Source organism: Corynebacterium marinum DSM 44953 (assembly GCF_000835165.1).
GTDB lineage: Bacteria > Actinomycetota > Actinomycetes > Mycobacteriales > Mycobacteriaceae > Corynebacterium > Corynebacterium marinum.
This window is the reverse complement of record NZ_CP007790.1, coordinates 745181-759278: the sequence shown is the minus strand read 5'-3', so window position 1 is coordinate 759278 and position 14098 is coordinate 745181. Positions and strand designations below refer to the sequence as shown.

The following is a 14098-nucleotide window of genomic DNA, read 5'->3' as shown; positions in this document are numbered from 1 at the left end:
GTGCCCGGGCTATATGCTGAACCGGTACGCGCACCGCGATTGCCCCGAGGAGACCGAAGATCGTGCACACATTCACCGACTGCGCCGTGGTGGTTCTGGCCGCCGGCGCCGGCACCCGCATGAAGTCCGCCAAGCAGAAGACCCTCCACGAGATCGGCGGCCGCAGCCTGCTCTCCCACGCCCTGCACGCGGCGGCCGGGATCAGCCCGCGGCACATCGTGGCGGTCGTCGGCCATCAGCGCGACCAGGTCTCGCCCGCCGTTGAATCGGTCGCGGCCGAGTTGGACCGCGAGGTGCTGCAGGCCGTCCAGGAGGAGCAGAACGGCACCGGCCACGCTGTGCAGTGCGGGCTCGGGCCGATCCCGGACTTCGAGGGCACGGTGATCGTCACCAACGGCGATGTCCCCCTGCTCACCGCCGGGACGCTGCGCTCGCTTCTCGACGCCCACACGGCCTCCCCCACCGCCGTCACCGTCTTGACCATGCGCATGGAGGACCCGACCGGTTACGGCCGGATCGTCCGCAACGCCGACGGCGAGGTGACCGCCATCGTCGAGCAGAAGGACGCCTCCGACGAGGAGCGCGCCATCGACGAGGTGAACTCGGGCGTCTTCGCCTTCGACGCCGCGATTCTCCGCGACTCGCTGACCCGCCTCGACTCCGACAACGCGCAGGGCGAGCTCTACCTGACCGATGTGCTGGGCATCGCCCGCGCCGCCGGTCACCCGGTCCGTGCGCACGTCGCCGCCGACGCCCGGGAGCTGGCCGGCGTCAACGACCGGGTGCAGCTGGCCGGGGCCGGCCGCGAGCTCAACCGGCGCACCGTCGAGGCGGCCATGCGCGCGGGCGCCACGGTCATCGACCCGGACTCCACCTTCATCGGCGTGAACGTGACCGTCGGGAAGGATGTGACCATCCACCCGGGCACCCAGCTGTGGGGCGCGACCTCGATCGGCGACGACGCGGTCATCGGCCCGGACACGACGCTCACCGACGTGACAGTCGGCCGCGGCGCCTCCGTCGTGCGCACCCACGGCGAGCGTTCCGCCATCGGCGAGAACGCCACCGTCGGCCCCTTCACCTACATCCGCCCGGGCACAGTGCTCGGCGAGGGCGGCAAGCTCGGCGGCTTCGTCGAGGCGAAGAACGCCGTGATCGGACGAGGGTCCAAGGTCCCCCACCTCTCCTACATCGGCGACGCCACCGTGGGCGAGGAATCCAACATCGGAGCCTCCAGCGTCTTCGTCAACTACGACGGCGTCACCAAGCACCACACGACCATCGGTTCCCACGTCCGGACCGGCTCGGACACCATGTTCATCGCTCCGGTGACCGTGGGTGACGGCGCCTATTCCGGGGCAGGTACAGTTATCCGCGAAGACGTTCCCCCGGGGGCCCTCGTCGTGTCCGGCGGCCAGCAGCGCAACATCGAAGGCTGGGTCGAGCGGAAGCGTCCGGACACACCGGCCGCGGAAGCGGCGCGGAAAGCCCGGGAGACCGATAACGCAAACGACCAGGAAGGTTAAGCGGCACATCATGACTGCCCACTGGACTGAAAGCCACAAGAACATGATGCTGTTCTCCGGGCGCGCGCACCCGGAGCTCGGCGAAGCTGTGGCCAACGAGCTCGGTTACGAGCTCACCCCCACCACCGCACAGGACTTCGCCAACGGCGAGATCTTCATCCGTTTCGAGGAGTCCGTGCGTGGTGCAGACTGTTTCGTCATCCAGTCGCACACCCAGCCGCTGAACAAGTGGCTGATGGAGCAGCTGATCATGATCGACGCCCTCAAGCGTGGTTCCGCGAAGCGCATCACCGCCATTCTGCCGTTCTACCCCTACGCCCGCCAGGACAAGAAGCACCGCGGCCGCGAGCCGATCTCCGCCCGCCTGGTCGCTGATCTGCTCGCCGCCGCCGGCGCGGACCGGATCGTGTCGGTGGACCTGCACACCGATCAGATCCAGGGCTTCTTCGACGGCCCGGTCGACCATATGCACGCGATGCCGATCCTCACGGACTACATCAAGAACAAGTATTCCCTGGAGAACCTGGTCGTCGTCTCCCCGGATGCCGGCCGCGTGAAGGTCGCCGAGAAGTGGGCCAACACGCTGGGCGACGCCCCCCTGGCGTTCGTCCACAAGACCCGCTCCACCGAGGTGGCCAACGAGGTCGTCTCCAACCGCGTCGTCGGTGAGGTCGAGGGCAAGAACTGCATCCTGCTCGACGACATGATCGACACCGGCGGCACCATCGCCGGCGCCGTCCGCGTGCTCAAGGAGGCAGGTGCCAAGGACGTCGTCATCGCCTGCACCCACGGCGTGTTCTCCGACCCTGCCCGCGAGCGCCTCAGCGACTGCGGCGCGGAGGAGATCATCACCACCGACACTCTGCCGCAGAGCACCGAGGGCTGGAAGAACCTCACGGTCCTCTCCATCGCCCCGCTGCTGGCCAAGACGATCAGCGAGATCTTCGAGAACGGCTCCGTGACCACCCTCTTCGAGGGCCAGGCCTAGAGTTCCCCGAGCTGCTCCCCGGAGGACGGACCGAGAAATCAGGTTCCGTCTCCCCGGGGAGCTTTTCTCTGCCCGGACCAGCCTTAGTAGACGTGTCACCAAAGATTTCGCGTACACTGGTCGTGGACGCCCGACAGCGTCAACCCGTCCCGCGGACCTTTAGCCGCGGCAGAGAAAGGACATCATGACAGTCAAGAATGATTTCGCAGGAAAAGTAGCCCTGGTGACCGGAGCAGCCTCCGGCCTCGGCGAGGGCATCGCCAAGGATCTCGCCGCACGCGGCGCGAAGGTGGTCGTCACCGACATTAACCTCGAGGGCGCGGAGAAGGTCGTCGCCGCGATCGAGCAGGCCGGGGGTGAGGCCGCCGCACTCAAGATGGATTCCGCTTCCCGCGAGGACAACCAGAAGGCCGTGCAGTTCGCCGTCGAGAAGTTCGGCGCCCTGCACCTGGCCGTCAACAACGCCGGCATCGGCGGCAAGGCCAACAAGGTCGGCGAGATGGATCTCGACGACTGGGACCGCGTCATCGCCATCAACCTCTCCGGCGTCGCGTACGGCAACCGCTACCAGATCGAGCAGTTCCTCAAGCAGGACGACACCGCCAAGTGCGCCGTCGTCAACATGGCGTCCATCCACGGCACCGTAGCCGCCCCGGGCAACTCCGCTTACACCGCCGCCAAGCACGGCGTGGTCGGCCTGACCAAGAACGCCGCCGCCGAGTACGGCGACAAGGGCATCCGCCTCAACGCCGTCGGCCCGGGCTACATCAACACCCCGCTGCTGGAGAACCTGCCCAAGGAGCACTACGACGCGCTGGCCGCCAAGCACTCCCTCGGCCGCCTCGGCGAGACCCCCGAGGTCGTCGCCCTCGTCAACTTCCTCCTCTCCGAGGAAGCCTCCTTCATCACCGGTTCCTACCACCTGGTCGACGGCGGCTACACCGCCGTCTAACCGCGCACCGACCGATGCCCCGGGTCCGCCACACGGCGGGCCCGGGGCATCCGCCGTGAGTCAGCCGTTGGCGACGAACTCCCAGCCGTGCCCGTCGGGGTCCTCGAAAGAACCGTAGTACATTTCCTGTCCCTCCTTCGGCTCGTTGTAGACGTTCGCGCCGGCTTCGCGTCCCCGGCGGATCATCTCGTCGACGTCGGCCCGGGTGTCCACTGCCAGAGCGTTGAGCATCTCCCGGGGAGAGTCGGCGGCGGCGGTCTCCCTCCGGTGGAAGGTGGCGAAGAACTCCCGCTTGAGCAGCATGACCACCACCGCGTCGCTGGCCTGCACCGCGCTGGCATTGTCGTCGGTGTACTCGGGGATGATGTCCCAGCCGAGGGCGGTGTAGAAGGCCTTCGCCGCCGCCAGGTCGGACACGGGCAGGTTGATGTAGATCTGCGGGTGGTTCAGTCGCTGCGTCATGTGGTCAGCGTAGGACCGTTGCGCGGCGCCTGTCCACGGTCCGCGGCAACTGTGCGCCTATCGAGACATTCCTGGTCAGGCGGCACGCCGCAGTTCCGCCCGCCCCAGGCCCCACTGCGCGGCGGCCACCGAGGCAAGCGCCGCCGCGGCGACCCAGAACGCGGCCCCTCCGATGCCGACGTAGACCGGCAGGAAGAGCACGGGCGCCGCCGCCGAACCGAAGAAGCGGAACGCCTGCACGGTGGAGATCAGCGAGGACCCGGCAGGCCCCCGGATCACGGCCAGGTTGATCGTGGCCTGCATTCCCTGCGCCGCCATGACTGCGGCCGCCCACACCAGCGCGACCAGCACCACCCACGGCGCGACGGGCAGGATGAACAGGGCCGACGCCGCCAGCACGCCGCTGAGCACCAGGACGTTGGGGATGCCGTAGCGGTCCGCCATCGCGCCGATGCGCCGCGACGCCAGGAACGCCGCCGTGCCGCCGGCCATGATGACCAGGCCGCGGCCGACCGGTCCGAGGCCGAAGACCTCGCCGACGTGCAGCGACGTCATGAACCCCAGGCCGATGACGCCGCACCCGACGACGAAGCTGGTCGCCATGTGCGTGAGCGTCGGCACGACGCGGACCCGCCCGGCGGCGACGTTGTCGGACTGCGCGGGCGGCGGCACCACCGGCAGGCGGACGATGAGGATGAACGCGGCCGCAGCCGCCGTGACCAGGAACGTCAGCCGCCAGGTGAGCAGGCTCGACACGCCCGACACGAGCGGCGCGGAGAGCATACCCAGGGACTGCATCGCCGCGTAGGTGCCCAGCGCCTGCCCCAGCCTCTCCGGCGGGTAGATCGCGCGGAGCAGATTCTGCAGCACCGGGGTGGTGAAGGCGTTGGCGACGCCGATCGTCGCGTACGCCGCCGCGAACATCCCCCACGAGGGTGTGACCAGGAGCAGCAGCGCCATCGGCAGGGTCACCGCATAGGCCGCGAGAATCACGCGGTGGGGCGGGAATCTGCGCACGAGCCGGCCCGAGATGAGCATCATCGCCGCGAACGGGAAGAGGTAGACGGTCATCGTCGACGCCGCCCGCGCCACGCTCACGTCGAATGTCCCGGCGAACTCCGGGATGACCACAGCCAGCGCCTGCCCCGTGTACGGGCCGATGAATCCTCCCAGGAGAATCGCTCCCAGCTGCAGTTTCCGCTTCATGATGCTGTTACCTTACCTGTGTGTCAGCCGACTTCCCGCTTATCGACGCCGCCCTGCGCCCCCTCGCCGACCCTGCCCGCGCCGCGGGCATGTCCGCCTACCAGCGGGGCCGGTTCCCCTTCCTGGGCGTGCCGGCGCCCGCCCGGCGGGCGGCCGTGAAGGAGGTGCTGCGGGGGCGCCGCAAAGCGGTGGACCGCGAACTCGTCGAGGCGTGCTGGGCCGCCGCGGAACGCGAGTTCCAGTACGTGGCCTGCGACCATCTCCGCGACGCGCCGCTGCGCGAGGGCGATGTCCCGTGGCTGCGTTCGCTCGTCGTGCGCAAATCCTGGTGGGACACCGTCGATGCGCTGGCCAAACCCGTCGGCCGTGCCGCGACCGCCGCGCAGATGCGGGCATGGGCGGACGACGGGGATATGTGGGTGCGCCGGGCGGCGATCCTGCACCAGCTGGGGCGTCGAGAAGCAACGGACACGGGGCTGCTGGCCGGGATCATCCTGGTGAACCTCGGGTCGGGCGATTTCTTCATCGACAAGGCCATCGGCTGGGCCCTGCGCGAGTACTCGAAGACGGACCCGGGGTGGGTGCGCGGATTCCTGACGGAGCACGAGGTGTCGGCGCTGACGCGGCGGGAGGGTTCGAAATACCTCTGACGCCCGCGGCGTTGAACCGGTCATGCCCCGCATCTACTCGCCGTTGGACATTTACCTGGACAACGAAACCGGTCGACCGGACGTTTTCACCATGGTGTTCACCTTCAGTTTCTCGGGGAACACCCCGCCGCGTTCGCTGCTGCTCTCGCGCGGACCGGAGGATCCGCCGGGCACGGTGTGGATCCAGCCCGACGACCCCGGGCACGGCTTCCACGCGGAAGACGTCCGGTGGGAGTCGGACGGTCTACTGCTGACGATCACGCTCGCGGGGGAAGACCGCTTCTACTGGGACCGGTCTCGGTCGATGACGATCGAGCTCTTCGAAACCAGGCTCGACGGGGTGACCTCGTGCCTGGGCTCGATCTTTCCCGCACCGGTTTTGGGGCCCTCGGAAAACGCGTGATAAGGTTGCCTCCGTCTCGGCGAGGGCCCGCACCAGGGCCGTTATCGACGCGATCATAAGGTTTATTTAGCCTGCGATGACTCGACGAGGACGTTTTCCCTCACTTTTCAGAGTCGGTCGCAGGCCATTTTTTTCAGGTAGCGGCCGGAAACACAACAGGAGATCCGCCACATGGCTCAGTACCTCACCCTCACCGCCACCCCCCGCGACGAATTCGGCAAGGGCTTCGCCCGCCGTCTGCGCACCGCGGGCCGCATCCCGGGCGTCGTCTACTCCGGCACCACCGAGAACGTCCACTTCTCCGTGGACCGCATCCAGTTCACCGCCGTCATCCGTAACCAGGGCGTCAACGCCATCGTCGAGCTCGACATCGACGGCGAGAAGCACCTCACCATGGTCAAGCACATCGACCAGAACGTCCTGACCCTGAACATCGACCACGTCGACCTGCTGGCCATCACCCGCGGTGAGCGCGTCGAGGTCGACGTCCCCGTCATCCACGAGGGCGACGTCTTCCCGGGCGCCATGCTCGTCCAGGAGCTCGACGCCCTGCGCGTCGAGGCGGATGTCCTTGAGATTCCGGAAGAGATCACCGTGTCCGTCGAGGGCCTCGAGGCCGGCACCGCCATCCACGCCGGCGACATCACCCTGCCGGAGGGTCTCACCCTGGTCGACGACGCCGAGCTGCTCGTCTTCAACGTCAGCTTCGAAGAGGACTCCGACGTCCCGGAGGAGACCGAGGACGAGGAAGCTTCGGCCGAGAACCAGGAGTAGACCTCTCCCCCTCCCCGCCCGAGACGCCCCCGACCTGCTGGTCGGGGGCTTCTCCCGTTTTCTGTGGGAGACTGGGAGCCGTGACCGATTCCCCTCTCCTCATCGTCGGGTTAGGCAACCCGGGCGCGCAGTACGAAGACACCCGCCACAACATCGGCCGGATGCTTGTCGACGAGCTCGCCTCCCGCATCACCCCCGTCCCCGCAACCTTCGCCGTGCACAAACGCACCAACACCGAGATCGCGGAGGTCCGCCACCGCGGGCGCCGCCTCATCCTGGCGAAGCCCCGCAGCTACATGAACGTCTCCGGCGGCCCGGTCAAGGCGCTGGCCACCTTCTTCAAGGTGGGCCCGGAGGACATCGTCGCGGCCCACGACGAACTGGAGCTCGACTTCGGCCAGTTCAGCCTCCGCACCGGCGGCGGCGACCACGGGCACAACGGTCTCAAGTCCCTGACCAAGTCGCTCGGGACGAAGGAGTACCAGAGGCTGGCGATCGGCATCGGACGCCCGCCCGGCCGCATGGACCCGGCCAGCTTCGTCCTCAAACCTTTCACCCGGCAGGAGGCCGCGGAGCTCCCCTTCCTCTGCTCCGACGCCGCCGACGAACTGGAAAAGCACCTCTGACAACGGAAGACGCCCCGTTCACGGGGAGTGAACGGGGCGTCGATAAGGACGTCTAGATGGTCAGCTCCTCTGCGGGACGGCCTTCCTCGCGCTGGGCGACGACCTTGTGGATGTTGTACTCCCACTCCTTGAGCGCCTCGGGGAGTTCGCCCTTGGACGGGTCCTTGAGGTACTCGCGGCGCTCGGCGTCGTAGTCCCACAGCCAGTCGGCGTAGCGGTACCAGCCGCCGCGCTCGGCCTGGCGGAAGGTCTCGTTGCGGATGAGGCGGGACACGCCGTCGACGTGCCACAGCTCGCCCCAGAAACGGCCGGTGGTCTGGATGCGTGCGCAGCGGGGTGCGCGCTCGCCGGACACCTCGGCGAGGACCTCGCCCCAGTTGAGTTCGCCCTGTTCAGCGGCCTGGGAAGCGTAGAGGGCGAGGCACTCGGCGTCTTCCATGGCCATGACGGCACCGGAAGCCAGGTACTGCAGCGGCGGGTGGGCGGCGTCGCCCATGACGATGATGCGGTCGGAGACGACCCAGTTGTCCAGCGGCTCGCGGTCGGCCATCTGCCACCAGGTGTTCAGCCACATCGAGCCGAGACGGCCCTGGATGAACTCGTTGGTGTGGTTGAAGGCGTCCTTGAACTCCTCGTTGTTTCCCCAGTCCTCGGGAACCTCGGTGCCCTCGGTCAGCGCCTCGAGGTAGCGCGGGGACTGGAACACGGCGACCTGGTTGAGCAGCTCGCCGCCGCGGAGCGGGTACTGGATGAAGTGGCAGCGCGGGCCGATGTAGCCGACGACGTCCTTCAGGTCCTTCATGTCCGGGTCCTGCGGCAGCTCGGAGGTGCCGCGGTAGGCCACGTAGGCGGACGGAACCGGCTCGTCCTGGGCGATCTCCTTGCGGAACACCGAGTGGGTGCCGTCGAAGCCGACGAGGAGGTCGCCCTCGACGTCCTCCCGGACGCCGTCGGCGGTCTTCTCGATGTGGACGGTGACACCGTCTTCGCGGGTATCGGCGCCCAGCACCTTCACACCGTTGTGCAGGGTTGCACCGGCTTTCTGGGCTGCCTCCACGAGGATCGACAGGAGATCCGAGCGGTGGATGACCAGGTACTGGCCGCCGTAATGCTGCTGGAAATCCTCGCCGAAGTCCATGGTCAGGATCGGCTCGGTGGTGATGGCGTCACGGAACTGCATGCGCTCCGGGAGATAGCCCGCGTCGATGACGCGCTCCTTCAGGCCCCACTTCTCCAGCATCTTGACGCCGTGCGGGCCGATCTGCAGGCCGGCACCGACCTCCTTGAATTCGGGGGCACGCTCGTAGAGGGTGACGTCGGCACCACGCAGCGAGAGGGCGAGGGCGCCGGCGGCGCCGCCGATTCCTCCGCCGGTGATGATGATCTTCTGGCCCTTCAGATCGGCGGAGGGAGTCAGGATGGGAGAGGACATGGTGCAGAACTTCCTTTCGGTGAAGATGCGGGGAAGAAATTATCGGGGGTCGGTGGACGAGCTGAGGACCCTGGTGGTCGGGTTCGGCATCCGGCGGTGGATGAAAAACAGGACGACCAGCGACAGGGAAGACAGCAGTGCCGAGGAACCGAAGAGCAGGTAGTTGGAGCCCACGCCCAGGTTCCAGCTCAGCAGCAGGCCAGCCAGCTGCGGTGCCACGACCGCGCCGATACGCCCGACGCCCAGCGCCCAGCCGAGAGCGGTGCCCCGCAGGTTGTGCGGGTAGAAATTCGCCACGGCGGCGATGATGAGGATCTGGGTGCCGTGGGTACCCACACCGGCGAGCACCAGGATGAGATACACGGCGGCGATGGGAGGCTCCGTCAGCAGGGTGAGCAGGGCGACACCCGCCATACCCGCGGCGACGGCACCGGACTTCAGCGGGCCGAAACGGTCGCCCGCCCAGGCCGTGACCACCGAGCCGAGGATCGCTCCGAGGTTGAGCGCCAGGGTGAAGTTGAGCGCGGCGCCGAAGTCGTAGCCCGCGGTCTGCATGAGACGCGGGAGCCAGGTCCCCAGGCCGTACCACGCCAGCAGGGTGACGAAGGTGGCGACGGCGAACCAGATGGAGATGACCATGTACTTGCCGGTGAGCAGCTCTTTGAAGCCGGCCGGTTCGTCGGCGCCCTCCCGGGCGGCGTGATCATCGCGGATGGCCTGGTCGGAAGGGATGACCTTCATGGCGATCGGCAGGCCGACCACCAGCGGGATGAGCGCGAAGAGGAACATGAAGCGCCAGCCCCACTCCGGGTGGGAGGGGACGACGAACTGTGCCAGGACGGCGGCGATGGAGCCGCCGAGCGGGACGCCGGACATCATGACGGTCGCCCACGCGGACATGGTGCGGCGCGGGACGAGGTCAGAGGTCATGGCGTTGACGGACGGCACGAGACCGCCCAGGCCGATGCCCGCGAGGAGACGGAAGGCGCCGAACATCCACGGGTTGAGGGCGAAGGCGCACAGCAGCGTGAAGATGGACAGGACAATAACGGAGCCGATGACGGCGAATTTGCGGCCGCGGCGGTCGGAGAGCCGGCCCACCCAGACCGCGCCGATGACCATGCCGAGGAAGGCGGTGGAACCGATGGTGCCGGCCTGCGCCGAGTTGAGGTTCCACTCCTCCATCAGCGCGGACTGGACCGTGCCGTAGACGATGAGGTCGTAGCCGTCGAAAATAACGAAGAACCAGCCGATCAGGACAGCCGCGAGACGTCGCCCGCCGATACCCAGGATCGTGAAACCGCTGTTCTCACCCGTTCCGGGAAGTTTCTTGTCACCGACCGTTCCAACGGTGGCGTCCCCGCCCTGCGGGGAATGGGAGATTGGAGCCATAGGCCCATCTTCGGGGTGATGGGGGTTACAATCAAAGTTATTCCACACAGCGGAAGGTATTATCATGCCCAGCAAAACCCCCACCCACGGCTCACCCCCGCGGGAGTTTCTCCAGTCGGTCGACCTGTCCCTGACCCTCATCCTCATGCTCCGGGACCAGGGCACCTTATCCATCTCCGGGGCGGCGGAAGAGCTGGGCGTCAGCCCCTCCACAGTGCACCGTTCCATGGCGATGCTGGTGTACCGCGGCTTCGCCACCCGCAGCGAGTCCCGCACGTACCTGCCCGGGCCAGCGCTCTCCTCCTCGAGCCTGCAACCGGGCGTCGGCAGCGAGCTCATCGCCGCCTGCGTCTCGCACATGACGGCGATCGCCACGGAGACCGGCGAGACCACCCACCTGCTCATCCTGGTGGGCAACAAGGTGCACTTCCTCCACTCCGTGGAAGGCACCCACCCCGTGCGCGTCGGCTTCCGCCGTGGCCAGGTCATGCCCGCCGAACAGAACGCGGGAGGCCTGGCCATGCTGGCCGAACGCTCCCCCGCGGAGCTGCGCGCCCTCTACCCCTCGCTTCCCGACGCCGATTTCGAGAGCCTCCGCCGCCAACTGCACCGCACCCGCAGCCGCGGATTCTCCCTCAACAACGGCCTGTACGAACATGACGTGTCCGCCGTGGGAGTGTGCCTGCGCAACGATCTCGGCGACACTCTCGGCGCCCTCACGGTGGCCACTCCGACCAGCCGCTTCCGGGCCGTCCACCGCCGGTGCGCGGAGGTTCTGGTGAAACATTCCCGGGATCTCAACGTCCGCCTGGAGTCCACCAGGATGGCCCCGCCATTCCTCAAGGGGTAAGAAAAATCACCCCCGCGTACATTTTCCGCTAAACGGAAAACCTTTGAGTCACACTTTTCGGGCGCATATGTTTGAGGTCACAACCACCCTTGCGCCAGGCAGAATGGCTGCGCGCACCTCACAATGCAGGAGGTTTAAGCATGAGCGAGAGCACCGACTACTCGAACAAACACGTTGAATTCGTGGCCCCCCAGCCGACGCCCGAGGAGCAGGCCGAGCTCAACGAGATGTACGGCAAGATGGACGATCTCCACATGAAGCCGCTCTGGAACCAGATCGGCGGCCTCATGCCGAACGAGCCGGACCCGCAGGCCGTCGCCCATCGCTGGGACTGGTCCGAGCTGATCAAGCTCGCCCGCCGCTCCGGCGAACTCGTCCCCGTCGGCCGCGGCGGCGAGCGCCGCGCCATCGGCCTGGCCAACCCGGGCCTGGGTGGCCCGACCTACATCGCCCCCACCCTGTGGGCGGCCATCCAGTACCTCGCACCGGGCGAGAACGCACCGGAGCACCGCCATTCCCAGAACGCCTTCCGCTTCGTCATCGAGGGCGAGGGCGTCTGGACCGTCGTCAACGGCGACGCCGTCCCGATGAAGCGCGGCGACTTCCTGCTCACCCCGGGCTGGAACTTCCACGGCCACCACAACATCGCCACCGAGCCGATGGCCTGGCTGGACGGCCTGGACATCCCGTTCGCGTACCAGATGGACACCGGCTTCTTCGAGTACGGCTCCGAGAAGCTCACCGACGAGTCCACCCCGGACTACTCCCGCTCCGAGCGTCTCTGGGCCCACCCGGGCCTGCGCCCCGTCGCCTTCCCGGGCGCCACCAGCTCCTCCACCATCGGCCGATACGCGTGGGAGCACACCGACGCCGCACTGAACGACCAGCTCGCCCTCGAGGACGCCGGCTTCCCCGGCGTCGTCGGACCGGGCCACGCGGCCATCCGCTACACCAACCCGACCACCGGCGGCGACGTCATGTCGACCATCCGCGCCGAGTTCCACCGTCTGCGCCCGGGTGCCACCACCACCCCGGTCAAGGAGGTCGGCAACCGCGTCTTCCAGGTCTTCGAGGGCTCCGCCACCATCAAGGTCGGCGACGAAACCTTCGAGATGAACCACGGCGACGTCGTCAACGTCCCGTCCTGGAAACTCTGGTCCATCGAGGCCGGCGTCGACGGCGTCGACCTCTTCGGTTTCTCCGATCACCCGATCTTTGAGAAGCTGAACCTCTCCCGTACCTACACTCCGGAAGGAATCTAGAAAAAATATGCGTCTCGCAACCATCCGCTCCACCCAGGGAACCTTCGCCGCCCGCGTCGAGTCCGACACCACCGCCGTGAAGATCGACGGTTACGCCAACGTCGGCGACCTGCTGCAGGAGGACAACTGGCGCCAGGTGGCAGAGAAGGCCGCCGGCGAAGAGGTCACCTTCGAGCAGACCGACCTCGAGGCTGTCGTCCCGGCCCCGAAGAAGATCGTGTGCGTCGGCCTGAACTACGCCAACCACATCAAGGAGATGGGCCGCGACCTGCCCACCCACCCGACCCTGTTCGTGAAGTACCCGGATGCCCTGACCGGCCCGTTCGACGACGTTCTCGTTCCCGAGTACGCCAATGCTGAGTTGGACTGGGAGGGTGAGCTGGCTGTCGTCATCGGCAAGCGTGCACGCCGCGTCAAGGAGGCCGACGCCGCCGACTACATCGCCGGCTACGCCGTCATGAACGACTACACCATGCGCGACTACCAGTACCGCACCCTGCAGTGGCACCAAGGCAAGTCCTTCGAGAAGTCCGCCGGTTTCGGCCCGTGGCTGACCACCCCGGACTCCTTCGAGTTCGGCGGCGAGCTGGCCACCTACCTCGGCGACGAGAAGATGCAGACCACCCCGACCGACGACCTGGTGTTCAACCCGGCCCAGCTGGTCGAGTACATCTCCCACATCTACCCGCTGGACGCCGGCGACGTCATCGTCACCGGCACCCCGGGCGGCGTCGGCCACGCCCGCAACCCGAAGCGCTACATCGGCGACGGCGACGTCGTCAAGGTCGAGATCGACGGCCTGGGCTACGTCGCCAACAAGACGGTGTTCGAGTAATGAGCTCCTTCCACGATCTGTCCGTTGAGGAGCGTCTCAACCTGACCCGCCGTGGCACCGCCCACTACTCGGGTCAGCTGGCGCTCATCGACAACGCCGATTTCGGCCGCGACACTCTGCTGCCGGACTGGACCGTGGCGCACCTGGCCGCGCACGTCGCGTACAACGCCGCTGCCCTGTGCAACCTCATGGAGTGGGCCGAGACGGGTGTGGAAACCCCGATGTACTCCTCCCCGCAGGCCCGCAACGAGGAGATCGCCTACGGCGCCACCCTCCTCCCGGACGCCATCCGCAACCTGCACGACCACACCCTCGTGCGTCTCGACGTCGCCTGGCGCGACGCCAGCGACGAGGCGTGGAATGCAGAGGTCAAGACCGCCCAGGGCCGCACGGTCCCGGCGTCCGAGACCCTGTGGATGCGCACCCGCGAAGTCTGGCTGCACGCCGTCGACCTCGGAGTCAACGCCGATTTCGGCGACATCCCCGAGGTCATCCTGGCCACCCTCCTGCCGGAAATCGCCGGCAAGTGGCGTGGCGCAGGCCTGGGCGAGGGTCTGGTCCTGGTCAACACCGGCTCCGGTGAGCGCATCGAGGTCTCCCCCGGCGAAAACAACGTGGAGATCCACGGTTCACTGGCGGGTCTGACCCGTTGGGCCGCCGGCCGCGGCGACCGCGGTGTCACCAGCCCGCAGGGCGAGGTCCCGACCCCGCCGCGCTGGCTGTAGGTTCCACCCGCACAA

Annotated in this window: 15 protein-coding genes; 11 read left to right on the top strand and 4 right to left on the bottom strand. The window is 67.5% G+C overall.

Annotated features, from left to right (window positions below):
• Window positions 1-62 precede the first annotated feature (62 nt).
• From glmU to B840_RS03705, 3 genes are all read left to right on the top strand, one after another.
• Complete coding sequence (gene glmU, locus B840_RS03715) at window positions 63-1526, top strand: bifunctional UDP-N-acetylglucosamine diphosphorylase/glucosamine-1-phosphate N-acetyltransferase GlmU (RefSeq protein ID WP_188656895.1); 1464 nt, start codon at window positions 63-65, stop codon at window positions 1524-1526.
• Between the two features lie 10 nt (window positions 1527-1536).
• Window positions 1537-2514 carry a ribose-phosphate diphosphokinase gene (locus B840_RS03710; RefSeq protein WP_042621022.1) on the top strand — a complete coding sequence of 326 codons (978 nt, stop codon included), beginning with the start codon at window positions 1537-1539 and terminating at the stop codon, window positions 2512-2514.
• Window positions 2515-2698: 184 nt separating this feature from the next.
• Entirely contained in the window at window positions 2699-3466 is a 768-nt protein-coding gene (locus B840_RS03705) for an SDR family NAD(P)-dependent oxidoreductase (RefSeq protein ID WP_042621021.1), read from the top strand.
• Between the two features lie 60 nt (window positions 3467-3526).
• Here the strand turns inward: B840_RS03705 and B840_RS03700 are convergent, their stop codons facing one another.
• Window positions 3527-3928, bottom strand: a complete 402-nt coding sequence (locus B840_RS03700; protein ID WP_042621020.1) for a VOC family protein — start codon at window positions 3926-3928, stop codon at window positions 3527-3529.
• Window positions 3929-4003: 75 nt separating this feature from the next.
• Window positions 4004-5134: an MFS transporter gene (locus B840_RS03695; RefSeq protein ID WP_042621019.1), complete on the bottom strand. Its 1131-nt coding sequence runs from the start codon at window positions 5132-5134 to the stop codon at window positions 4004-4006.
• 20 nt (window positions 5135-5154) lie between these two features.
• On the opposite strand from B840_RS03695, the gene B840_RS03690 reads away from it, so the two are divergent.
• The 4 genes from B840_RS03690 (at window position 5155) to pth (ending at window position 7587) form a co-directional block, all read left to right on the top strand.
• The gene (locus B840_RS03690; protein ID WP_042621018.1) at window positions 5155-5784 is read left to right on the top strand and encodes a DNA alkylation repair protein; all 630 of its coding nucleotides are present in this window, start codon (window positions 5155-5157) and stop codon (window positions 5782-5784) included.
• Window positions 5785-5806: 22 nt separating this feature from the next.
• Window positions 5807-6187: a hypothetical protein gene (locus B840_RS03685; protein WP_042621017.1), complete on the top strand. Its 381-nt coding sequence runs from the start codon at window positions 5807-5809 to the stop codon at window positions 6185-6187.
• Between the two features lie 171 nt (window positions 6188-6358).
• Entirely contained in the window at window positions 6359-6961 is a 603-nt protein-coding gene (locus B840_RS03680) for a 50S ribosomal protein L25/general stress protein Ctc (protein WP_042621016.1), read from the top strand.
• 71 nt (window positions 6962-7032) lie between these two features.
• Window positions 7033-7587, top strand: a complete 555-nt coding sequence (gene pth / locus B840_RS03675) for an aminoacyl-tRNA hydrolase (RefSeq protein ID WP_084602761.1) — start codon at window positions 7033-7035, stop codon at window positions 7585-7587.
• Between the two features lie 52 nt (window positions 7588-7639).
• Here pth and B840_RS03670 read toward each other — a convergent pair whose 3' ends face one another.
• A complete protein-coding gene (locus tag B840_RS03670; protein ID WP_042621014.1) occupies window positions 7640-9019 on the bottom strand; it encodes an FAD-dependent monooxygenase in 1380 nt (459 codons plus the stop codon).
• Window positions 9020-9058: 39 nt separating this feature from the next.
• On the bottom strand, window positions 9059-10411 hold the full coding sequence (locus B840_RS03665) for an MFS transporter (protein ID WP_084602759.1): 1353 nt from the start codon (window positions 10409-10411) through the stop codon (window positions 9059-9061).
• Window positions 10412-10475: 64 nt separating this feature from the next.
• On the opposite strand from B840_RS03665, the gene B840_RS03660 reads away from it, so the two are divergent.
• The 4 genes from B840_RS03660 (at window position 10476) to B840_RS03645 (ending at window position 14083) form a co-directional block, all read left to right on the top strand.
• Entirely contained in the window at window positions 10476-11261 is a 786-nt protein-coding gene (locus B840_RS03660) for an IclR family transcriptional regulator (protein WP_042621013.1), read from the top strand.
• Between the two features lie 140 nt (window positions 11262-11401).
• Window positions 11402-12523, top strand: coding sequence for a cupin domain-containing protein (locus tag B840_RS03655; RefSeq protein ID WP_042621012.1), 1122 nt, complete (start codon window positions 11402-11404; stop codon window positions 12521-12523).
• Between the two features lie 7 nt (window positions 12524-12530).
• Window positions 12531-13358, top strand: a complete 828-nt coding sequence (locus B840_RS03650) for a fumarylacetoacetate hydrolase family protein (protein WP_042621011.1) — start codon at window positions 12531-12533, stop codon at window positions 13356-13358.
• Complete coding sequence (locus tag B840_RS03645) at window positions 13358-14083, top strand: maleylpyruvate isomerase family mycothiol-dependent enzyme (RefSeq protein ID WP_042621010.1); 726 nt, start codon at window positions 13358-13360, stop codon at window positions 14081-14083. The genes B840_RS03650 and B840_RS03645 overlap by 1 nt, the downstream gene beginning before the upstream one ends.
• The last annotated feature ends 15 nt before the right edge of the window (window positions 14084-14098 follow it).

What these genes read in the sequence shown, in the direction of transcription:
- B840_RS03710 (WP_042621022.1), top strand. Translation starts at nt 1,537, where the DNA reads ATGACTGCCCACTGGACTGAAAGCCACAAGAACATGATGCTGTTCTCC.
- B840_RS03705 (WP_042621021.1), top strand. Translation starts at nt 2,699, where the DNA reads ATGACAGTCAAGAATGATTTCGCAGGAAAAGTAGCCCTGGTGACCGGA.
- B840_RS03700 (WP_042621020.1), bottom strand. Translation starts at nt 3,928, where the DNA reads ATGACGCAGCGACTGAACCACCCGCAGATCTACATCAACCTGCCCGTG.
- B840_RS03695 (WP_042621019.1), bottom strand. Translation starts at nt 5,134, where the DNA reads ATGAAGCGGAAACTGCAGCTGGGAGCGATTCTCCTGGGAGGATTCATC.
- B840_RS03685 (WP_042621017.1), top strand. Translation starts at nt 5,807, where the DNA reads ATGCCCCGCATCTACTCGCCGTTGGACATTTACCTGGACAACGAAACC.
- B840_RS03680 (WP_042621016.1), top strand. Translation starts at nt 6,359, where the DNA reads ATGGCTCAGTACCTCACCCTCACCGCCACCCCCCGCGACGAATTCGGC.
- B840_RS03670 (WP_042621014.1), bottom strand. Translation starts at nt 9,019, where the DNA reads ATGTCCTCTCCCATCCTGACTCCCTCCGCCGATCTGAAGGGCCAGAAG.
- B840_RS03665 (WP_084602759.1), bottom strand. Translation starts at nt 10,411, where the DNA reads ATGGCTCCAATCTCCCATTCCCCGCAGGGCGGGGACGCCACCGTTGGA.
- B840_RS03660 (WP_042621013.1), top strand. Translation starts at nt 10,476, where the DNA reads ATGCCCAGCAAAACCCCCACCCACGGCTCACCCCCGCGGGAGTTTCTC.
- B840_RS03655 (WP_042621012.1), top strand. Translation starts at nt 11,402, where the DNA reads ATGAGCGAGAGCACCGACTACTCGAACAAACACGTTGAATTCGTGGCC.
- B840_RS03650 (WP_042621011.1), top strand. Translation starts at nt 12,531, where the DNA reads ATGCGTCTCGCAACCATCCGCTCCACCCAGGGAACCTTCGCCGCCCGC.
- B840_RS03645 (WP_042621010.1), top strand. Translation starts at nt 13,358, where the DNA reads ATGAGCTCCTTCCACGATCTGTCCGTTGAGGAGCGTCTCAACCTGACC.